20 protein-coding genes are annotated in these 19,520 nt (G+C 54.2%); 11 read left to right on the top strand and 9 right to left on the bottom strand.

The genetic code is table 11. The features are described from left to right. Positions 1-751 precede the first annotated feature (751 nt). Positions 752-1,315, top strand: a complete 564-nt coding sequence (locus tag QZQ97_RS03765) for a VOC family protein (RefSeq protein ID WP_311992321.1) — start codon at positions 752-754, stop codon at positions 1,313-1,315. Here QZQ97_RS03765 and QZQ97_RS03770 read toward each other — a convergent pair. Next, positions 1,312-2,463, bottom strand: a complete 1,152-nt coding sequence (locus QZQ97_RS03770; RefSeq protein ID WP_311992322.1) for a MalY/PatB family protein — start codon at positions 2,461-2,463, stop codon at positions 1,312-1,314. The two genes, QZQ97_RS03765 and QZQ97_RS03770, sit on opposite strands and share 4 nt — an antisense overlap. 102 nt (positions 2,464-2,565) lie before the next feature. Here QZQ97_RS03770 and cutC point away from each other — a divergent pair, with 102 nt between their 5' ends. Beyond that, complete coding sequence (gene cutC / locus QZQ97_RS03775; protein ID WP_311992323.1) at positions 2,566-3,324, top strand: copper homeostasis protein CutC; 759 nt, start codon at positions 2,566-2,568, stop codon at positions 3,322-3,324. Between the two features lie 133 nt (positions 3,325-3,457). Here the strand turns inward: cutC and QZQ97_RS03780 are convergent, their stop codons facing one another. The 6 genes from QZQ97_RS03780 to QZQ97_RS03805 form a co-directional block, all read right to left on the bottom strand. Then, entirely contained in the window at positions 3,458-5,275 is a 1,818-nt protein-coding gene (locus QZQ97_RS03780) for an exopolysaccharide biosynthesis protein (protein ID WP_311992324.1), read from the bottom strand. Positions 5,276-5,858: 583 nt separating this feature from the next. Further along, positions 5,859-6,830 carry a tRNA 5-methoxyuridine(34)/uridine 5-oxyacetic acid(34) synthase CmoB gene (gene cmoB / locus QZQ97_RS03785; protein WP_311992325.1) on the bottom strand — a complete coding sequence of 324 codons (972 nt, stop codon included), beginning with the start codon at positions 6,828-6,830 and terminating at the stop codon, positions 5,859-5,861. Further along, positions 6,827-7,570 carry a carboxy-S-adenosyl-L-methionine synthase CmoA gene (gene cmoA / locus QZQ97_RS03790; RefSeq protein WP_311992326.1) on the bottom strand — a complete coding sequence of 248 codons (744 nt, stop codon included), beginning with the start codon at positions 7,568-7,570 and terminating at the stop codon, positions 6,827-6,829. The genes cmoB and cmoA overlap by 4 nt, the downstream gene beginning before the upstream one ends. 103 nt (positions 7,571-7,673) lie before the next feature. Then, a complete protein-coding gene (locus tag QZQ97_RS03795) occupies positions 7,674-8,069 on the bottom strand; it encodes an MAPEG family protein (RefSeq protein WP_004945554.1) in 396 nt (131 codons plus the stop codon). 102 nt (positions 8,070-8,171) lie between these two features. Beyond that, the gene (locus tag QZQ97_RS03800; protein ID WP_311993866.1) at positions 8,172-8,987 is read right to left on the bottom strand and encodes a DUF72 domain-containing protein; all 816 of its coding nucleotides are present in this window, start codon (positions 8,985-8,987) and stop codon (positions 8,172-8,174) included. 68 nt (positions 8,988-9,055) lie between these two features. Then, on the bottom strand, positions 9,056-9,634 hold the full coding sequence (locus QZQ97_RS03805) for a hydrolase (RefSeq protein WP_311992327.1): 579 nt from the start codon (positions 9,632-9,634) through the stop codon (positions 9,056-9,058). A gap of 241 nt (positions 9,635-9,875) precedes the next feature. On the opposite strand from QZQ97_RS03805, the gene QZQ97_RS03810 reads away from it, so the two are divergent. The 7 genes from QZQ97_RS03810 (at position 9,876) to ruvB (ending at position 15,480) form a co-directional block, all read left to right on the top strand. Continuing rightward, positions 9,876-10,067 (top strand): FmdB family zinc ribbon protein, encoded by a 192-nt coding sequence (locus tag QZQ97_RS03810; protein ID WP_006316937.1) that lies wholly within the window; start codon positions 9,876-9,878, stop codon positions 10,065-10,067. Between the two features lie 73 nt (positions 10,068-10,140). After that, entirely contained in the window at positions 10,141-11,925 is a 1,785-nt protein-coding gene (gene aspS, locus QZQ97_RS03815; RefSeq protein WP_311992328.1) for an aspartate--tRNA ligase, read from the top strand. Then, a complete protein-coding gene (nudB, locus tag QZQ97_RS03820; protein WP_311992329.1) occupies positions 11,925-12,371 on the top strand; it encodes a dihydroneopterin triphosphate diphosphatase in 447 nt (148 codons plus the stop codon). Before aspS ends, nudB begins: the two co-directional genes overlap by 1 nt. Before the next feature lie 19 nt (positions 12,372-12,390). Then, positions 12,391-13,134, top strand: a complete 744-nt coding sequence (locus tag QZQ97_RS03825) for a YebC/PmpR family DNA-binding transcriptional regulator (RefSeq protein WP_182822024.1) — start codon at positions 12,391-12,393, stop codon at positions 13,132-13,134. A gap of 73 nt (positions 13,135-13,207) precedes the next feature. Next, positions 13,208-13,729 (top strand): crossover junction endodeoxyribonuclease RuvC, encoded by a 522-nt coding sequence (ruvC, locus tag QZQ97_RS03830; RefSeq protein WP_004945529.1) that lies wholly within the window; start codon positions 13,208-13,210, stop codon positions 13,727-13,729. Positions 13,730-13,841: 112 nt separating this feature from the next. Further along, positions 13,842-14,456, top strand: coding sequence for a Holliday junction branch migration protein RuvA (gene ruvA / locus QZQ97_RS03835; RefSeq protein WP_006316691.1), 615 nt, complete (start codon positions 13,842-13,844; stop codon positions 14,454-14,456). 19 nt (positions 14,457-14,475) lie between these two features. Next, positions 14,476-15,480: a Holliday junction branch migration DNA helicase RuvB gene (gene ruvB / locus QZQ97_RS03840; protein ID WP_006316692.1), complete on the top strand. Its 1,005-nt coding sequence runs from the start codon at positions 14,476-14,478 to the stop codon at positions 15,478-15,480. A gap of 54 nt (positions 15,481-15,534) precedes the next feature. Here the strand turns inward: ruvB and znuB are convergent, their stop codons facing one another. Beyond that, the gene (gene znuB, locus QZQ97_RS03845; RefSeq protein ID WP_311992330.1) at positions 15,535-16,320 is read right to left on the bottom strand and encodes a zinc ABC transporter permease subunit ZnuB; all 786 of its coding nucleotides are present in this window, start codon (positions 16,318-16,320) and stop codon (positions 15,535-15,537) included. Next, positions 16,317-17,075: a zinc ABC transporter ATP-binding protein ZnuC gene (znuC, locus tag QZQ97_RS03850; protein ID WP_004945518.1), complete on the bottom strand. Its 759-nt coding sequence runs from the start codon at positions 17,073-17,075 to the stop codon at positions 16,317-16,319. The genes znuB and znuC overlap by 4 nt, the downstream gene beginning before the upstream one ends. A gap of 78 nt (positions 17,076-17,153) precedes the next feature. On the opposite strand from znuC, the gene znuA reads away from it, so the two are divergent. Beyond that, positions 17,154-18,110, top strand: coding sequence for a zinc ABC transporter substrate-binding protein ZnuA (gene znuA / locus QZQ97_RS03855; protein ID WP_311992331.1), 957 nt, complete (start codon positions 17,154-17,156; stop codon positions 18,108-18,110). Positions 18,111-18,131: 21 nt separating this feature from the next. Beyond that, entirely contained in the window at positions 18,132-19,454 is a 1,323-nt protein-coding gene (mepM, locus tag QZQ97_RS03860) for a murein DD-endopeptidase MepM (RefSeq protein ID WP_311992332.1), read from the top strand. Positions 19,455-19,520 lie beyond the last annotated feature (66 nt).

A 19,520-nucleotide genomic window follows, 5' to 3' on the forward strand; every position in this document is an offset into this window, starting at 1 on the left:
GGTTTGAAAATGCCCGCCCAACAAAGCGAGTGTGTTTTAAAGGGGGGTGTGCACAGTGCAGAAGGTCAAGATGAGCGAAAAAGAATAGGTGAGAAGGAAACGAAATAAGCAGCTCTAATGCTTTTTGTTATGACGTCGGGAGTCCAGAGTGTTAATGCGACGTGATTTGATATGGCGGTATATCGCGTATGCGGCAATAACGATCAACAGCAAAGACGTGATTAAAAGTAACATAGGTTTTATCTCAAGTTTTGATTTTGACCAAAGTAGCTTAATTGGTTTTTATAAGCAATTATTAACGCGCCATTTAAGATAAGTCTCAGCGTGTCGTGGGGTAAAAATCAATAAAAACAATAATGTGGCATTCCGTCATTCACTGTAATCTTATTGTATTGCATTGTTAATACTGTGGTTTTAAAGTCGTGTTATCGAGAGTGAATGATCCGCTTTGGGATTCGATATGACTTGTTAAGTTAATAGTTTCTGAAATGTTTCCGTCATAAGAAAAAGCTATATCTTGTTGCGAATATTCTGAGTTTTAATTAATCGCATCGAGGGTTTAAAAGTGTCATTAATAAATCCACTAACGCTGATTCTTTTGTGCTCTTTATCGACATTAGCCGAAATATTATACGCAACGGTAATGCAGGGGACATAAATGTTACATCTTGTCAGGGCAAAACGTGGATAGCTGCGCCCCAGCCGTGTAAATTACCCCCCTGAATTTGCTTTCCGTTGTTTCGAGGACCTTATGACGACCTTCACGGCCATTGCCGAGCTTAATGATTTAGCGCTGGATCTGCCGCGTTTCGAACTCGCGCTGAGCCAGTTTGCGGAAAAACTGCATCTGGATTTGTCGCAGTTCAGTGCGGATCACATTTCGGTGCGTTGCCACCAGAACACTACCGCTGAACGCTGGCGACAGGGGTTGCTGCAGTGTGGCTCGTTGTTGTCTGAAGCGACGATCAACGGCCGCCCGATTTGCCTGTTTGATCTACAGCGGCCGTTGCAGGTAGGGCCGTGGTTAATTGATTGCGTGGAACTGCCTTACCCGGGTGACAAGCGCTATCCGCACGAAGGATGGGAACATGTGGAACTGGTCCTTAGCGGCGATCCTGCATCGCTGTATGCACGCGCTCTGAGCCATTTGCCCGACGAGGCACTGTTGGCGCCGGGGATCAAGTTGAAACAGAGTTCACCGCGGGGCGAGAGTGAACGGCTGCCGAACCCAACGCTGGCGATCACTGACGGTAGCGTGACGATCAAGTTTCACCCTTATTCCATCCGGGAAATCGTCGCCAGCGAGCAAGCTTAACCGCGCATCAGCGCTTGGGTGGCCAGCATCATGCGATCCAGAGCCTGCTCAAGCAGCTCGCGTCGGCAGCCGAAATTCAGGCGTACAAAACGGCGGTTACCGAAATCCAGGCCCGCACTTAAGCCCACCCCGGCCCGTTCAAAGAAAGCGTGTGGATTGTCGGTCGCCAGTTGGCTGCAATCGATCCAGGCCAGATAGGTGGCTTCGATCGGATGCAACAACAGGCCGGGCATGGCGTTGATGCGCTCGGTCACCAAATTGCGGTTGGCACGCAGATAAACCAACAGGGCGTCCAGCCACTCTTGCCCGTCCTGGTAGGCAGCCTGCGCGGCAACCAGTGCCAGAACGTCAACTTCCGGGACTATGCCGCTGCGCGCCCGGGCCAGCTTTTGACGAAGACCGGCGTTGGGGATCACCGCCATTGATGCACCCAGTCCGGCAATATTGAAGGTTTTCGATGGCGACATCAGCGTAATGCTACGTTGGGCGGCGTCTTCATTGAGCATGGCAAAGGGGATGTGTTCGCGGCCCGGTTCAAGCAGCAGGTCACAATGAATTTCATCAGAGCAGACGATCAAATCATGGTTACGGGCGAATTCATGCTGTTGCAACAACTCCTCTCGCCGGTAGACGGTACCGCCCGGATTTTGCGGGTTGCACAGCAACAGCAATTTTTCGTTGCCGCCGAGCTGACCCGCTATCGCGTCGAAATCCAGCAACCAGCGCCCATCGTGCAGCGTGAGCGGTACTGGCAGATGCGGGCGGCCGGCGAATTTCGCCGCCTTGCGAAACGGCGGGTAGATGGGCGACGGCGCCAGAGTGCCTTCGCCCTCAGCGGTGAAGGCGCGGACGCACAGATTGAGCCCACAAACCAGACCGGGCAGGAAAATCAGCCATTCGGGCTTGATGTGCCAGCCATAGCGCTCTACCATGCGGCGGGTAAAAACCTCAATAAGTTCAGGGGATGGATGGCCGTAGCCGAACACGCCATGCGCTACGCGCCGGTGCAATGCGTCGATGATCGCGGGCGGTGAGACGAAGTCGGTGTCGGCGACCCAGAGTGGAATAATGTCGCGGTCGCGATATTTATCCCACTTAACGCTGCCACTGTGACTACGGTCTACCCATTGATCAAAATTGAATGCCATAGTTATTACCCTGAACCGGTTCATGTCTATCAATGAGCCTACGCGAGAAATTCTGAAGTTAACAAACTGCCGTCACATTTTGGCCGTCATCTGGGGGTGACAATGATTAAACTGGAAGTTTGCTGCTATAGCGTCGATTGCGCGCTGACGGCTGAGCGGGCAGGCGCTGACCGCATAGAATTGTGCGCCAGCCAAAGTGAGGGCGGTTTGACGCCCAGCTACGGCTCTTTGCGTCTGGCGCGCGACAGGGTATCCGTCCCGGTGCATCCGATAGTACGCCCGCGCGGCGGGGATTTCTGCTACGGCGCGGTGGATTTCGACGTGATCAAGCAGGATATCGTGCAGATCCGCGACATGGGTTTTGCCGGCGTGGTTGTTGGCATGCTGGATGAAGAAGGGCACATCGACCTGCCGCGCATGCGCGAAGTCATGCGGTTGAGCGGTAATATGGCGGTCACCTTCCATCGCGCTTTCGACATGTGCCAGAACCCGATGGTAGCACTCGATCAACTGACGCAACTGGGTGTGGCGCGGATTCTGACCTCCGGCCAACAGCAAAACGCCGAGCTTGGGTTGCCGTTACTGCGCGATCTGGTGCAGGCCAGCCAGGGGCCAGTGATTATGGCCGGTGCCGGAGTAAGGCTCAGTAATCTGCACAAGTTTGTGGATATCGGCATTCAGGAGGTGCACAGCTCTTCGGGCCACGCGGTACCTTCGACCATGCGCTACCGCAAAGCCGGTGTGACCATGTGTTCAGACAATGAGTTTGATGAATTTAGCCATTATTGCGTGGATGGCGAAATGGTGGAGGCGATGAAAAACGCGCTGGCCTTGGTTGATCCTTTGGCGCAAAGCGCATAAACACGCAGCTAACCGCGTTCTGATAACCGGTTTCCGGGCCGCAAGACCCTTTAGCGTGTTGCCGAGTTTTCGGCGATTACGCGTGTACCAAGCCCCGACGCTTTGTCGGGGCTTTTTTTATGCAAGGAAAGGACTATTGCAGAGAGGAGGATGAAAAATCAAAAGCATCTCCAGGACTGATACCGCAGGCAAGAATGCGCACCACGTTGTCTTTATCTCCAGGGTTAATAAGAATGTCATGAATGGTTCTATTATTATCCATATAATGCCGAGCATAATACAGATTGCCAATCCTTACCCATGGGATAGTACCGCTTTCGACGATGTCGGTGTAATTATCATTATATGATCTGGCCCAAATACCCGTTGAAGCGGGTGGTGTAGGTTGATTACCGATATATGAAGCAACGGCCCAAAATGTCCGTGGTCCCATAGCCTTGAAAATACGTTGCCCTAACCCTTTATATGCGGGATTCCCCCCCGTCGACGTGAGGATGTTTCCATTCACTGTCAGGTTACCGTCAATAAACCATCCGGTCGGTTGTTGGTTGGCGTCTACCGTTATCATATTGTTGTTATTTAGATAGTTGAGTGACTTGGTTTGCAACTCGAAGTTACGTATGCCGATACTCAGACTGCCTCTGAGAATATTGTACCCTGCCTCATTATTGAGTGAGCCGTTTGTCCACAAAGGCATACTGGCATTGCTGAATGACAGCTGATAGCCAGAGTCCGTTTCAAAACGGATAGCCTGCGGAGATAATGTGCTTTTTGGACCATTGGCCGTGGCAAAGGCGACGTTGCTAACCTGAACAGGTGTGACATTCACTTTGCTGCTGGACTTTCTTAATACCAAAAATCCTCCGATAGGGTCGCCGTAATCATTGATATAAGAACCGTTGGCTATTTGGATGTTTGCCGCGGAGTCAGAGTCAATATCAATGCATGTGCCATTTCGGTCGGCCATGAAATTACTTAAACTGACACCGCCTAAATAACTGGTGCCTTGAGTAGTGGTTTTAATGAAGGTTTTTTTGCCGTAGGAAAAAACGTTAACCATAAAGGTATTGTCATGACGGTCAAGGTGGAATGCGCAAGAGCCTTCGACGGCAATAGATGCGGTAACCGCATCTTCGGTCGGCCGTACGACGTTGGCGTTAACGTGTACGTTAGTGAACCTGTTAATCTCACGGCTTTGAAAAATCCGGTAATCACAGCGGACCGCCCAGCCATAAATATTGTTGAAGTTATTGGCCTCGCCACTGGCCTCAACGAAGTTATAGGCTCCAACGTAACGGCAGTTGGCTACGGAGAGTGCACCGGTTGCGGTGATGGTCGTACCGTACTGGATAAATTTATCTGGTTCGCTAATGGCATATTGCTGGTTAGGGTATAAGAAGGACCAGCCGTCAAAAACAACGTCTCTGCCACAGTTAAAGCAAATAACGCCAGCGGGTTTTTTGATGATGAATGCGCTGTCGTCTGATCGCCCGGCTCGGCCGGGGCCGTTGGCTGTATTACTGGAGGGGCCTTGCGCCATGGCACTGCGGGTGCCTTTAAGTGTCACGCCTGAGGCGACCTGGATTGACGTCACCGCATTCAACAAATACTGGCCATGCTCCGAGGCGTATACAACCTTATTTTTTTGGGTTGAAACATAATTAATTGCTGCCATTACAGCGATGTCTGAAGCCGTTGACCCCGTGGGATCTGCGCCGAAATGGTCAAAGGTAATTTTATCGCTAAGTCTTTTCCATCTTGCGCCTCCCGCAGTGACAATAGTGGTACCGTTATTGTCAGCGGTGGTTGAATCACCATTAGCATAGTAAAATTCCCCCCCACCGGCATAGAGTCCTGCGGTGTGTGAAACCAGAAAAACCACCTGATCATCAGCCGTAGGCACCAAATTCCGCAATTCATTGACATTGTTAACGCTGAGTAAGTTATTCATTGCTGCTCTCCTCTTGTTTGGAATAAATATTATCTTGGTTACTGGCAGAGTAGGAAAGCGCAGGGATCCCTTTGAACAATGGCACAACAAATCAGAAAGTTCATGGCTAATATATATTATGAATGATTTTATTTTCTGTTATTCATGTCTGTTGTTTCTAGAATTACGATGAGTTGGAGATGTATTGGTTATATTATTCTTGTTTTATGGATTTCCTGAATTTGTATTATCGTTAACTGTTTTTACGGCTTTGGTTGGGAGTGGATTTTGAAATAACATATAAAATCTGATTTATGAGTCGGATTTCCTAGAGTATATCTAAGAATGATTTCGGTTATCGACGGTGTAACCAAGGATTTTATGTATTTGCAGGCGAAATGAACTTATCGTTTTGGGAGAAGGTGAACTAAAAACGGAGAGTGATGTGATAAATCATAACGTAATCTTCAGGGGGCTATTTTTTATGCCGTTATTGATGGCCAGTATCAATAACAACATGAACTTGAGGCAATGCGCTGCGGGTAGTGGATACCGATAAGGGATAATGGGGGGCCTGGTCTCCCAGGTCCCCGTATGGCAAGAATTAAGGTTTTTTTGCCACCAACACCGCACGCAACGGGGCCGGGTAACCTTCGATCGTCTTGCTGCTGTCCTTGGGATCAAGGAATTCAGCCAGTGATTCGCTGGTCATCCAATCGGTGCGGCGCTGCTCTTCGGTGCTGGTTACGCACATGTCGGCAATCTTGACGTCGACAAAACCGCATTTCTCCAACCAGCATTTCAACGCTTCGGCCGAAGGAATGAAGTAAACGTTGCGCATCTGGGCATAACGATCGCCCGGCACCAGCACCTGGTTGCGATCGCCTTCCACCACCAGGGTTTCCAATACCAACTCGCCTTCGGAAACCAACTGGTTTTTCAGTTGATAGAGATGATCCAATGGCGAACGGCGGTGGTACAGCACGCCCATGGAAAATACCGTATCAAAGGCGGCCAACTCGGGCAGTTGCTCAATACCCAGCGGCAGCAGATGAGCGCGTTGATCGCCACCCAGCAGTTTGCGAACCGCTTCGAACTGGCACAAGAACAGCTGCATCGGATCAATACCCACTGCCATCTGTGCGCCGGCACCCACCATACGCCACAGGTGATAGCCGCTACCGCAACCGACGTCCAGAATGGTGCGGCCGGCCAGCGGTGAAATGTGCGGCAGAACGCGATCCCATTTCCAGTCGGAGTGCCATTCGGTGTCAATGTCGATGCCGTACAGCGAGAATGGGCCTTTACGCCATGGCATCAGGGTCCGCAGCATCTTTTCGATGCCTTCCAACTGGCCCGGCGACAGCGGTGCCTCCATTTCGGCCCGTACGCCGTGCAGCAAATCGAGACGGGTGGGCGTCAGTTCCGGCAAGTGTTCAACCGAATTAAACCACTGTTTGAACTTGCCGTGCAGCGACTCGCGCTGCCAGGCGCTGAGCTGCGCGGGCAGGGTATCCAGCCAGTGGCTGAGGTTGCCTTTAGCGATGCGCTGATAGAAATCACCAAACTCAATCATTGCCCAGCTCCCGCTTTCAACGCGATCAGTGAACCGAAGTTAAAACACTGGAACCACACTTCGGCATGTTTAAAACCGGCCTGCTTCAGGCGGGCTTTGTGGGCCTCTACCGAGTCGGTCAGCATGACGTGTTCCAGCATGCTGCGCTTTTGGCTGATCTCCAGCTCGCTGTAGCCGTTGGCACGTTTGAAATCGTGGTGCATGTTGAACAACAGTTCGCCGACGTCAGCATCTTCAAAACTGAATTTCTCCGACAGCACCAGCGCACCGCCTGGGCGCAGGCCGCGATAAACCTGCTCCAGCAGGCGAAGACGGTCGGCCGGCTCGAGGAATTGCAGGGTAAAATTCAGTACCACCATGGAGGCATTTTCGATCTTGATATCGAGGATATCGGCTTCGATAACCTCTACCGGGGTGTCGGCGCGAAAGGCGTCGATATGGCGGCGGCAGCGTTCGACCATCGCCGGAGAGTTGTCGACGGCAATGATGTTGCAACCCGCCACCTTGATATTCCGACGCATCGACAGCGTTGCCGCGCCCAGCGAACATCCCAGGTCATACACCTGGCTGTCGGGCTGCACGAAGCGTTCGGCCAGCATGCCAATCATCGAAATGATGTTGGAATAGCCGGGAACGGAACGCTGGATCATGTCCGGAAACACTTCAGCGACGCGTTCGTCGAAGGTCCAGTCGCCCAATTTGGCGATCGGGGCAGAAAAAAGAGTATCGCGGTTTGGCATAGCGGGAAGTCAGTTCAGAATTCGAAGGCGCGTATTCTAACAGATAACGGCAAAAAAGCGGAGCGGAAGCAGGCGGCGTGGCCGCCTGATGACGAACAAGAGATCAATACAGGCTGAAAATAAGATCCCAGGGCAGATAGAAAATGTTGGCCAACACCATCAAGACCAACGAAATATAGGTTGCCGCCATACCTGAACGGCGCCAACGGACTTCACGGTTACGCAAACCGTAGTAGTGCACCAAGCGCCCGGTCATCAACATCAGGCCGCAAATATGGATCATCCATATTCCTGCGCCGTTCATTTCCATGATCACCAGCAGTACGGCGGCGATAGGAATATATTCTACGGCATTGCCGTGAACGCGGATGGCGGTTTGCAGTTCATAGAAGCCGCCGTCTCCGTAAGCGACACGGTATTGCATCCTTAACTTAACCACGTCATAAGAGAGTTTGATCAACAACAATGCGCCGAGCACGACATAAAGCGCGCTTACCATTTTTAACTCCATTCCCTAACCAAAACTGGCAGCGAGCATCATAGCGGCCATTGCAATCACTGTCGCGAGGAAAAATCTGATGTAATCGGTCAGATTAATCGGTCAAAACAGTGCATCCTGCTCCGGCCAGTCCGGCGGCGGGGGCAAATTAGGAATAGCCTGATGAAGCTGCTGCCAGATTTTTTGCGCCTGTTGCGGGGAATCGCCATTATCCGGCGTATGAATAAACAGGAAGGGGCTGTATTGCTGTTGCCAGGTGGGCAGTTTCTGCTGCCAGGCATCAAACCAACGGAGATTGTCTTGCAACACGTCACCGCCGATAAAACGGACCAGCGGGTTGTGGGCGGTGACCAGCGCATGTACCGGCAGCTTGGGTTTCTTTTGCTGAGCATCACGCACCGCCGCGCTGTCAGGGGCGGCATGATGCACTGGCCGGCTATCGAGGATCACCCGGTTGATACCGCGCTGATGCAACCCCTGATTCAACAGTCGCTCTTCCTCGCCCTTGGCGAAGAACGCAGGGTGACGTACTTCTACCCCGTAGGTGAACTCTTTCGGCAACCCGTCAAAGAACTGCCACATTCGCGGCAACTCATCCGGCCCAAATGCCGAGGGTAACTGCAACCAAAGCTGCCCGATACGCTGATGGACCGGGCTCAGGCAGTGATAAAATGCCTGCAGCTCGGCATCGCAGTTACGCAGTGCTGCCTTGTGGCTGATATCTGAGGGGAATTTGAAACAAAACCGAAAATCATCGGTGGTCATGTCGCGCCAGCGCTGAACGATCTCCAGCTTGGGTAACGCGTAGAAAGTCGTATTGCCTTCCACGCAGTTAAAATAGCGGCTGTAATCCGCCAGATCGCGCAGCCCGATGCGATTCCAGGCTGTGTGCTGCCACTGTGGTAGTCCGATGTAGATCAACGCGCCATCTTCCTTAATGTCCCTGTGAGATAAACGTAGGCGCAGCCTGCGGCGCCCTGCAATTGTTACTCGCCGAGTGCGGCAAGAATTTCGCCGGTGCTGCGCACGCGAGCCAGGCGCGGGAAGATATTCTCGACGGCAAATCGGTGCATCTCGGCATTTTGCGCGCTGCACAGGTCTTCGGCGATCACTAACTCGTAACCCTGTTCCCAGCCGGCGCGGGCGGTGGATTCAACGCCGATATTGGTGGAGATCCCGCCCAACACAATGGTTTTAATGCCGCGGCGGCGCAATTGCAAATCAAGATCGGTACCGTAAAACGCGCCCCATTGACGTTTGATCACCAGAATATCGCCATCGCTGACCGCCAGGGGCTCCGGGAATTCCCACCAGTTTTCCGGTAATCCACCCACCGGTGACGGAGCGGGCTTGTCTACCGGTTGTTTCAGTGCATCGGCAAATGTATCGGACCAGCCAACGCGCACCAGGATCACCGGCGCGCCGAGCGAGCGAAAACGCGCCGCCAGTTGCGCGCCGTGGGCTACCACGCTTTCGGCGCTGTGCGGCCCACCGGCGTAGGGCAGGATGCCGTTTTGCAAATCAATCAACACCAGCGCTGTGGTTTGAGCATCAAGTTTCAACATAGTGGCTTCCGTTACTGAGTGGATAAAATATGTGCAGCCAGAACGGCGCACTAAAACAAGGTTGAATTCAGGCTACGTGAAAAAAGGGTCACCGGTTAATGAGAAATTTGTTAATCAATGTGTTACTTCGAACAAAAACACGCCATTTAGTGCTGCAACAAAGCTGTGTTCGCACTTATCTGGAGCATGAATTTCCTTTATAATGATCGCCTTTTTTCAACACACTTTATTCCAACGACTTATGCCGATTTATGAATATGCATGTGGTGCTTGCAGCCTTCGGTTAGAGAAATTGCAAAAATTTTCCGATACGCCACTGACTGACTGTCCGGCGTGTGGGCAGCCCGCGTTAACCAAGTTGATTTCTTCCACGGGTTTCCAGTTAAAGGGCACCGGTTGGTATGCAACAGACTTCAAACCGGGTAATAAATAGAGTTCATCAGTTAACAGCCGCGTGGCCGGCGCAAAAGCCCGCGCGGAATCGGCTTAAGCCAAAAGGATAGCGTATGCGTACTGAATATTGCGGGCAATTGAATCTGTCCCACGTGGGCCAGGAAGTCACTTTGTGTGGTTGGGTCAACCGTCGTCGCGATCTGGGCGGCCTGATCTTTATTGATATGCGCGACCGTGAAGGCATCGTGCAGGTGTTCTTCGATCCAGACCAGAAAGCCGCGTTTGACAAGGCGTACGACCTGCGCAACGAGTTCTGCATTCAGATTGTCGGCACCGTGCGTGCACGCCCTGACAGCCAAATCAATAAAGATATGTCCACCGGCGAAGTGGAAGTGTTCGCTCATGCTCTGGAGATCATCAACCGCTCCGAGCCGTTGCCGCTGGACTCCAACCAGGTCAACACTGAAGAAGCGCGTCTGAAATACCGCTACCTGGATCTGCGTCGCCCGGACATGGCCGATCGTCTGAAGACCCGCGCGAAAATCACCAGCTTCGTGCGTCGCTTTATGGACAGCAATGGCTTCCTCGACATCGAAACCCCCATGTTGACCAAAGCCACGCCGGAAGGCGCGCGTGACTACCTGGTGCCGAGCCGCGTGCACAAAGGTAAGTTTTATGCGTTGCCGCAGTCGCCACAGCTGTTCAAACAGCTGCTGATGATGTCGGGCTTTGATCGTTACTACCAAATCGTCAAATGCTTCCGCGATGAAGATCTGCGTGCTGACCGTCAGCCTGAATTTACCCAAATCGACGTTGAAACCTCTTTCATGACCGCCGATCAAGTGCGTGAAGTGATGGAAAAGTTGGCGCGTGACCTGTGGCTGGATGTGAAGGGCGTAGATCTGGGCGATTTCCCGGTCATGACCTTCGCCGAAGCGATGCGTCGCTATGGCTCCGACAAACCGGATCTGCGTAACCCGCTGGAGCTGGTGGACGTTGCCGATCTGGTGAAAGACGTAGAGTTCAAAGTATTCTCCGGCCCGGCTAACGACGCCAAAGGCCGCGTAGCCGCTATCTGCGTTCCGGGCGGCGCACAGCTGACTCGTAAGCTGATCGATGAGTACGGCACCTTCGTTAACATCTATGGCGCCAAAGGCCTGGCCTGGCTGAAGGTCAACGACCGTGCCGCCGGCATGGAAGGCGTACAAAGCCCGATCGCCAAATTCCTCAGCGCGGAAGTGCTGGAGGCGATCCTGGCGCGTACCAACGCGCAGACCGGCGACATCCTGTTCTTCGGCGCAGACAGCGTCAAGATTGTGACCGATGCGATGGGCGCGCTGCGTCTGAAGCTGGGTCGTGACCTGCAACTGACCAAGCTGGACAGCTGGGCGCCGCTGTGGGTGGTGGATTTCCCAATGTTCGAAGAAGACGGTGAAGGTGGCCTGGCGGCGATGCACCATCCGTTCACCGCACCGCGCGACATGAGCCCGGAAGAACTGAATGCGGCGCCAACCACGGCCATTGCCAATGCCTATGACATGGTGATTAACGGCTACGAAGTAGGCGGTGGTTCAGTGCGTATTCACCGTAGCGAAATGCAGCAGACGGTCTTCAGCATTCTGGGCATTGACGAACACGAACAGCGCGAGAAATTCGGCTTCCTGCTGGATGCATTGAAGTACGGCGCACCACCGCACGCCGGCCTGGCCTTCGGCCTGGACCGACTGGTGATGCTGTTGACCGGTACCGACAACATTCGTGACGTCATTGCCTTCCCGAAAACTACCGCAGCCGCCTGTCTGATGACCGAAGCGCCAAGCTTCGCCAATCCGGCGTCGTTGCAGGAATTGGGGATTTGCGTGGTCAAGAAAGCCGCGTTACCGGAAGAGAACGAGTGATGAGCTACAAGCGGCCCGAGTCCATTTTGGTCGTGATTTACGCCAAATCCAGTGGACGGGTGCTGATGTTACAGCGGCGCGACGATACCGAGTTCTGGCAGTCGGTTACCGGCAGCCTGGAGGAAGGTGAGTCGCCGCCGCATGCCGCACGGCGTGAGGTCATGGAAGAAGTCGGCATCGATATCGAAGCAGAGAATCTGCCGTTGTTCGATTGCCAGCGCTGTGTGGAGTTTGAACTCTTTGTCCATTTGCGACATCGCTATGCCCCGGGAACCACGCGCAATAAAGAGCACTGGTTCTGTCTGGCGTTGCCTGAAGAGCGCGATCCGGTGATTACCGAGCATCACGCTTACCGCTGGCTTGAGGCGGCGCAAGCCGTGAAGTTGACCAAGTCCTGGAGCAATCAGCAGGCGATTGAAGAGTTTGTGATTAATTCAGTCCAGTAATTTTTTTCGGAGATTTTTTATGGCAGGTCATAGTAAGTGGGCCAACACAAAGCACCGTAAAGCTGCGCAGGATTCCAAGCGCGGTAAAATTTTCACCAAAATTATTCGCGAGCTGGTGACCGCCGCGAAACTGGGCGGTGGCGATCCGGGGGCTAACCCACGTCTGCGTGCGGCGATCGACAAGGCGCTGTCCAACAACATGACGCGTGACACCCTGAACCGCGCCATTGCGCGTGGTGTGGGCGGTGATGATGATACCAACATGGAAACCATCATTTACGAAGGTTACGGCCCGGGCGGTACCGCCGTCATGATCGAATGCCTGAGCGACAACCGCAACCGTACCGTAGCCGAAGTGCGTCACGCCTTCACCAAGTGCGGTGGAAACCTGGGCACCGACGGTTCCGTGGCTTATCTGTTCACCAAGAAGGGCGTGATCACTTACGCACCGGGACTGGATGAAGACGTGGTGATGGAAGCGGCGCTGGAAGCCGGCGCTGAAGACATCGTCAGCTACGACGACGGTGCTATCGACGTGTTTACCGCCTGGGAAAACCTCGGTGAGGTGAAAGATGCGCTGACTGCGGCCGGTTTCACCGCCGACTCGGCGGAAGTTTCCATGATCCCATCGACCAAGGCCGATATGGATGAAGAAACTGCGCCGAAGCTGCTGCGTTTGATCGACATGCTGGAAGACTGTGACGACGTGCAGGAGGTTTACCACAACGGCGAGATCTCCGACGAGGTTGCGGCGACGCTGTAATGAAGTTGAAGTACGGCGCTGCTCTGTGGCAGCGCCTGGCGATGTTAATGCTTAACGCAAGGTGGGTGTAGGGATGACGATCATACTGGGTATCGATCCCGGATCGCGCGTCACCGGTTATGGCCTCATTCGCCAGCAGGGCCGCCAGCTGAGCTATATCGCCAGTGGCTGCATTCGCACCGTGGTGGATGACATGCCGACGCGGCTGAAATTGATCTACGCAGGCGTCAGCGAAATCATCACCCAGTTTAAACCGGATTTTTTCGCTATCGAACAGGTGTTTATGGCGAAGAACCCGGATTCTGCGCTCAAACTCGGGCAGGCGCGCGGCGTGGCGATTGTTGCTGCCGTGAACCAGGATCTGGAAGTGTTTGAATATGCGGCGCGTCAGGTGAAGCAAACGGTGGTCGGCACCGGCGCGGCAGAGAAGGCACAGGTGCAGCACATGGTACGCTCGCTGCTTAAACTGTCGGCCAATCCTCAGGCGGACGCCGCCGATGCGCTGGCTATCGCCATCACCCACTGCCATCTCAGCCAAAACGTGCTGCGAATGAGCGAAGGGCGGTTAAACCTGGCTCGTGGCCGTTTAAAGTAGCGCTGAATCAGTGACAACTCAGGCTGGATATTCATCCAGCCTTTTTTATGTTATAAGCTTTACCAGCACGGCATGACAGTCGGTCATGCTCAAGAATTCTGCAGGAGGGTAAATGATAGGTCGTCTCAGAGGATATATTCTGGAAAAGCAGCCGCCGCTGGTGTTACTGGAGGCAAACGGCGTGGGTTATGAAGTGCATATGCCCATGACCTGCTTTTATGAGCTGCCGGATCTGGGGCAAGAAGCTATCGTATTTACCCAATTCGTGGTGCGCGAAGACGCGCAGCTATTGTACGGTTTCAACGACAAACAAGAGCGCGCGCTGTTTCGCGAGTTGATTAAAGTGAACGGCGTGGGGCCAAAACTGGCGCTGGCGATCCTGTCCGGGATGTCCGCACAGCAGTTTGTCAGCGCGGTAGAACGCGAAGAGATCACCTCGCTGGTGAAATTGCCGGGGGTTGGCAAGAAAACCGCTGAGCGCCTGGTGGTCGAAATGAAAGACCGCTTTAAGGGGCTTAATGGCGATCTGTTCAATAACAGCAGCGAAATCACGCTCCCCGCTACGGCAACGCAGGCGGCCGAGATGGATGCGGAAGCAGAAGCCGCTTCTGCGCTGGTGGCATTGGGCTATAAACCGCAAGAAGCCAGCCGCATGGTCAGCAAAATCGCCAAGCCGGGCGCCGATTGCGAAACCCTGATCCGCGACGCGCTGCGCGCCGCCCTGTAAGGTTGATAAGGGATAGAGAATGATTGAAGCCGATCGCCTGATTTCTGCTGAGCCGATCAACGAAGAAGAAATTCTCGATCGCGCCATTCGGCCAAAGTTGCTGACGGAATATGTCGGCCAGCCGCACGTGCGTGAGCAGATGGAGATTTTTATTCAGGCGGCAAAGCAGCGTGGCGACGCACTGGACCATTTGCTGATCTTCGGCCCGCCTGGGCTGGGTAAAACCACGCTGGCGAATATCGTCGCCAATGAGATGGGCGTTAACCTGCGCACCACCTCCGGCCCGGTGCTGGAGAAAGCGGGCGATCTGGCGGCAATGCTGACCAACCTCGAACCGCACGACGTCTTGTTTATCGATGAGATCCATCGTTTGTCGCCGGTGGTCGAAGAAGTGCTGTACCCGGCAATGGAAGATTACCAGCTGGATATCATGATCGGCGAAGGCCCGGCAGCGCGCTCGATCAAACTCGATTTGCCGCCCTTTACGCTGGTGGGTGCTACCACCCGTGCCGGTTCTCTGACCTCACCGTTGCGCGATCGCTTCGGCATTGTGCAGCGCCTGGAGTTCTATCAGGTCGCCGATTTGCAGCATATCGTTTCACGCAGCGCCAACTGCCTTGGGCTGGATCTCTCGGAAGAGGGCGCTCACCAGGTGGCGCGCCGGGCGCGCGGAACGCCGCGTATCGCTAACCGCCTGCTGCGCAGGGTGCGCGATTTTGCCGAAGTCCGCGCCAACGGCGTGATTAATGGCGAAGTCGCGATGCAGGCGCTGGACATGCTGAACGTTGACGCCGAAGGTTTCGACTATATGGACCGCAAGCTGTTGCTGGCGATAATCGACAAGTTCATGGGCGGGCCGGTGGGCCTGGATAACCTGGCGGCGGCGATTGGCGAGGAGCGGGAAACCATCGAAGACGTGATTGAACCCTTCCTGATCCAGCAAGGCTTTATCCAGCGTACGCCGCGTGGACGTATGGCGACCAATCATGCCTATAAACACTTTGGCATCGAACGCGAAGAGTAAGCATTAAAAAGGGCCGCTGTTGCGGCCCTTGTCACCTCTGTCGGCAGCCCGGAATCAGGCTTGCTGCTTCCTGAATAAACTCAGCACAAACAGCACCGCAGCGCTCAGCACCACAGATGGGCCGGCCGGGGTATCGTAAAATGCCGAGAAGGCCAGCCCGCCAGTGACGGCAAGCATGCCTGCCAGCACCGCATAACCGGCCATTTGCTCAGGCGTACGGGCGAAACGACGTGCCGTAGCCGCCGGAATAATCAGCAAAGAAGTGATGATTAGCGCGCCGACGAACTTCATCGCCAGACCAATAGTCAAAGCGGTGACCAGCATCAGCACGGTGCGCGCACGAACCAGATTAACGCCGTCAACATGCGCCAGCTCAGGGCTGATGGTCATCGACAGCAGGTTGCGCCACTGCCACCACAGGATCAGCAGCACGATGCTGACGCCGATGCCAATCATCCAGATATCGCTAAAGGTGACAGACAACAGATCGCCAAACAGATAGGCCATCAGGTCGACCCGCACGTTGGACATTAGCGCTACTACCACCAAACCCAGCGACAGCGCGCTGTGCGCCATAATGCCGAGCAGGGTATCAACGGAAAGTTGCGGTCGACGCTCCAGCCACACCAGTACCAGAGCCAGTACCAGCGTTACGGCAATCACCGCATAAAAAGGATTCACATCCAACAGCAAGCCGAAGGCCACACCAAGCAGCGAGGCGTGCGCCAAGGTATCGCCAAAGTAGGACATTCGGCGCCAGACAACAAATGAGCCTAGTGGACCGGCGGCCCCAGCCAGCAGTACCCCGGCCAGCCAGCCGGGTAATAACAGTTCGATCATGCCTCACGGCCCCCGGTTTTCTTCAACACGATTCGTCCTTGCAGGTCGTGACGGTGGTTATGGTGGTGGCGATAAACCGCCAGTTGTTCCGCTCCCCGATTACCAAACATGGCAATAAATTCAGGGTGCATGGATACCACTTCCGGTGCGCCGGAACAGCAGATGTGTTGGTTGAGACACAGCACTTCATCGGTTTTCGCCATCACCAGATGCAGGTCATGGGAAACCATCAATACCGCACAGCCCAACTCTTTACGCAGTTGATCGATCAGATCGTACAGCGCCAGTTGGCCATTAACGTCGACTCCCTGCGTTGGCTCATCCAGCACCAGCAACTGCGGTTTATTCAACAGCGCACGTGCCAGCAGAACCCGCTGGTTTTCACCGCCGGAGAGTTTTTGCATCGGTTGATCGAGCAGATGGGCTGCCTGCACGCGTTTCAGCGCAGGCAGGATATCCGCCTTTTTTACACCGGGTTTCAGGCGCATAAAACGGCTGACGGTGAGCGGCAGGGTGGCGTCGAGGTGCAGTTTTTGCGGCACATAACCGATGCGCAGGCCAGGCTCGCGCTCAATCGTGCCTTCGGTTGGCGCAATTAGCCCCAGCACCACCCGCACCAGCGTAGATTTACCCGCGCCATTGGGGCCGAGCAGCGTCAGAATACGGCCCGGTTGGAGGCTGAGCGAAATATTCGACAGGACCTTACGGCTACCAAAAGAGACGGTGATATTTTTTAGCGTTGTCAGTGTAGACATCTCGTGATTACATTTTGCAGAACTAACCGAATGTTATAATATCACGCCTCGCTGATGAAAACGACGGGATTACTGAGAATGGCACAGAAAAATAAATGGCTGCAACGTACGCTGCTGGCCAGCACATTGATGATGGTCGGGCCGCTGAACAGCGCTTATGCCGCGGTAGTGACTTCCATTCGTCCGCTCGGGTTTATCGCCTCTGCGATAGCCGACGGCGTGACACCCACCGAGGTGCTGTTGCCGGATGGTGCTTCGCCGCATGATTTTGCTCTGCGGCCTTCCGATATTCAACGCCTGCGAGCCGCCGATCTGGTGGTATGGGTGGGGCCGGACATGGAGGCTTTTCTGACCAAGTCGCTAACTCCGGTGTCGGCCAATCGGCAGTTGGCTATCAGCGAACTGAGCGGGATCAAACCGCTGTTGATGAAAGGCGATGATGATCACGATCATGGCAATGATCATGCAGCTGATGCGCATAATCATGCGGACCATGAAGAAGAGGCCGGCCATCATCACGGCGAATATAATATGCACGTTTGGTTGTCCCCGGAAGTGGCAAAAGTGACCGCGATCGCGATTCACGACAGGTTATTGGAACTTATGCCGCAAAATAAGGACAAATTAGACGCAAACCTGCGCCAGTTCGAGAATCTGCTGACGCAAACTGACAAAAATGTTGGTAACATGCTTAGGCCTGTGCAAGGTAAGGGATATTTTGTTTTTCATGACGCTTACGGCTACTTTGAAAAACACTTCGGCTTGAGCCCACTGGGCCATTTTACCGTTAATCCCGAAATACAGCCTGGAGCACAGCGCTTACACCAAATTCGAACACAGCTGGTTGAGCAGAAAGCAGTCTGCGTTTTTGCTGAACCACAATTCAGGCCGGCCGTAATCAATGCCGTTGCCAAGGGGACCACAGTGCGTTCTGGAACGCTGGACCCGCTGGGCATCGGCATCGCACTGGGGAAAGACAGCTACGGGAACTTCCTGACTCAGCTGTCAAACCAGTACGTGAGCTGCCTGAAGTAAAGATTATGAGGATAATATCGAGTGCAGCAGATAGTCCGAACTATCGCTCTGGCGTATAACAATCTGCCACGGCCCCATCGCGTCATGCTGGGGTCGTTGACAGTGGTTACACTGGCCGTTGCCGTTTGGCGGCCTTTTGTTTATCACCCAGAACATAACCCCATCGTTAAGAACATCGAGTTAGAATCCAGCCAGTTACGATCCTTACTGCCAGAAGCCAGTGAGCCGATCGATCTTGACCAAGCCACTCCCGATGATGACATCCCACAGGATGAGCTGGACCAGAAGGTCGCCGGCGAAGATGGCGTGCATGAATATGTAGTTTCTACCGGCGATACGCTGGGCAGCATTCTGACCCAGTACGGCATAGATATGTCAGACGTATCTCTGCTCGCATCGCAAAATCGCGACCTGCGTAATTTGAAGATCGGTCAGCAACTGTCGTGGACGGTAAACGATGCCGGCGATCTGCAACGTTTGACCTGGGAGGTTTCCCGGCGTGAGACCCGTACCTACGATCGTGTAGGCAACAGTTTTAAGGAAACTCAGGAAGCCCAGCAGGGCGAGTGGCGTAATAACGTGATCAGCGGCCGTCTCAATGGCAGCTTCGTCAGCAGTGCCAGTGATGCCGGCCTGAGCCGCGCCGAAATCAATGCGGTGATCAAAGCGCTGCAGTGGCAGTTGGATTTCCGCAAACTGCGCAAAGGCGACCAATTCTCGGTATTGATGTCCCGCGAACATTTTGACGGCAAGAGCGCGCAAAGCCAGTTGCTGGGCGTGCGCATGCGTTCCGGCGGCAAAGATTATTACGCCATCCGCGCTGAAGACGGCAAATTCTACGATCGTCAAGGCTCCGGCCTGGCGCGTGGCTTTATGCGTTTCCCAACCATGAAGCAGTTCCGCATTTCTTCAAACTTCAACCCGCGCCGGGTGAATCCGGTGACCGGGCGCATTGCGCCGCACAAAGGTGTCGACTTTGCGATGCCGGTCGGCACTCCGGTGCTGGCGGTGGGGGACGGTGAAGTATTGATCGCCAAACGCAGCGGCGCCGCGGGCAACTATGTGGCGATCCGTCATGGCCGTCAGTACACCACACGTTATATGCACCTGAAAAAACTGTTGGTTAAGCCGGGGCAGAAGGTGAAACGTGGCGACCGTATCGCGTTATCGGGCAACACCGGTCGTTCTACCGGGCCGCACCTGCATTTCGAAATGTGGACCAACCAACAGGCGGTCAACCCATTGACGGCGAAACTGCCGCGTTCTGAAGGGCTGAGCGGTAAAGATCGCAGCGATTATCTGGCGCAGGTGAAGGAAGTGGTTCCTCAACTGCAGCTGGATTAATCCTACTGTTCGGGCGCGCTGCCGCGCCAGTGATTCCATCGGCCTGATTGCGGGCCGATGCTGTTT

It is taken from the genome of Serratia sp. root2 (assembly GCF_031931805.1).
In the GTDB taxonomy this organism is placed as follows: domain Bacteria; phylum Pseudomonadota; class Gammaproteobacteria; order Enterobacterales; family Enterobacteriaceae; genus Serratia; species Serratia inhibens.

Excerpts from the sequence above, each read along its gene's own strand:
- QZQ97_RS03765 (WP_311992321.1), top strand. The coding sequence starts at position 752 with ATGACGACCTTCACGGCCATTGCCGAGCTTAATGATTTAGCGCTGGAT.
- QZQ97_RS03770 (WP_311992322.1), bottom strand. The coding sequence starts at position 2,463 with ATGGCATTCAATTTTGATCAATGGGTAGACCGTAGTCACAGTGGCAGC.
- cutC (WP_311992323.1), top strand. The coding sequence starts at position 2,566 with ATGATTAAACTGGAAGTTTGCTGCTATAGCGTCGATTGCGCGCTGACG.
- QZQ97_RS03780 (WP_311992324.1), bottom strand. The coding sequence starts at position 5,275 with ATGAATAACTTACTCAGCGTTAACAATGTCAATGAATTGCGGAATTTG.
- cmoB (WP_311992325.1), bottom strand. The coding sequence starts at position 6,830 with ATGATTGAGTTTGGTGATTTCTATCAGCGCATCGCTAAAGGCAACCTC.
- cmoA (WP_311992326.1), bottom strand. The coding sequence starts at position 7,570 with ATGCCAAACCGCGATACTCTTTTTTCTGCCCCGATCGCCAAATTGGGC.
- QZQ97_RS03795 (WP_004945554.1), bottom strand. The coding sequence starts at position 8,069 with ATGGTAAGCGCGCTTTATGTCGTGCTCGGCGCATTGTTGTTGATCAAA.
- QZQ97_RS03805 (WP_311992327.1), bottom strand. The coding sequence starts at position 9,634 with ATGTTGAAACTTGATGCTCAAACCACAGCGCTGGTGTTGATTGATTTG.
- QZQ97_RS03810 (WP_006316937.1), top strand. The coding sequence starts at position 9,876 with ATGCCGATTTATGAATATGCATGTGGTGCTTGCAGCCTTCGGTTAGAG.
- aspS (WP_311992328.1), top strand. The coding sequence starts at position 10,141 with ATGCGTACTGAATATTGCGGGCAATTGAATCTGTCCCACGTGGGCCAG.
- nudB (WP_311992329.1), top strand. The coding sequence starts at position 11,925 with ATGAGCTACAAGCGGCCCGAGTCCATTTTGGTCGTGATTTACGCCAAA.
- QZQ97_RS03825 (WP_182822024.1), top strand. The coding sequence starts at position 12,391 with ATGGCAGGTCATAGTAAGTGGGCCAACACAAAGCACCGTAAAGCTGCG.
- ruvC (WP_004945529.1), top strand. The coding sequence starts at position 13,208 with ATGACGATCATACTGGGTATCGATCCCGGATCGCGCGTCACCGGTTAT.
- ruvA (WP_006316691.1), top strand. The coding sequence starts at position 13,842 with ATGATAGGTCGTCTCAGAGGATATATTCTGGAAAAGCAGCCGCCGCTG.
- ruvB (WP_006316692.1), top strand. The coding sequence starts at position 14,476 with ATGATTGAAGCCGATCGCCTGATTTCTGCTGAGCCGATCAACGAAGAA.
- znuB (WP_311992330.1), bottom strand. The coding sequence starts at position 16,320 with ATGATCGAACTGTTATTACCCGGCTGGCTGGCCGGGGTACTGCTGGCT.
- znuC (WP_004945518.1), bottom strand. The coding sequence starts at position 17,075 with ATGTCTACACTGACAACGCTAAAAAATATCACCGTCTCTTTTGGTAGC.
- znuA (WP_311992331.1), top strand. The coding sequence starts at position 17,154 with ATGGCACAGAAAAATAAATGGCTGCAACGTACGCTGCTGGCCAGCACA.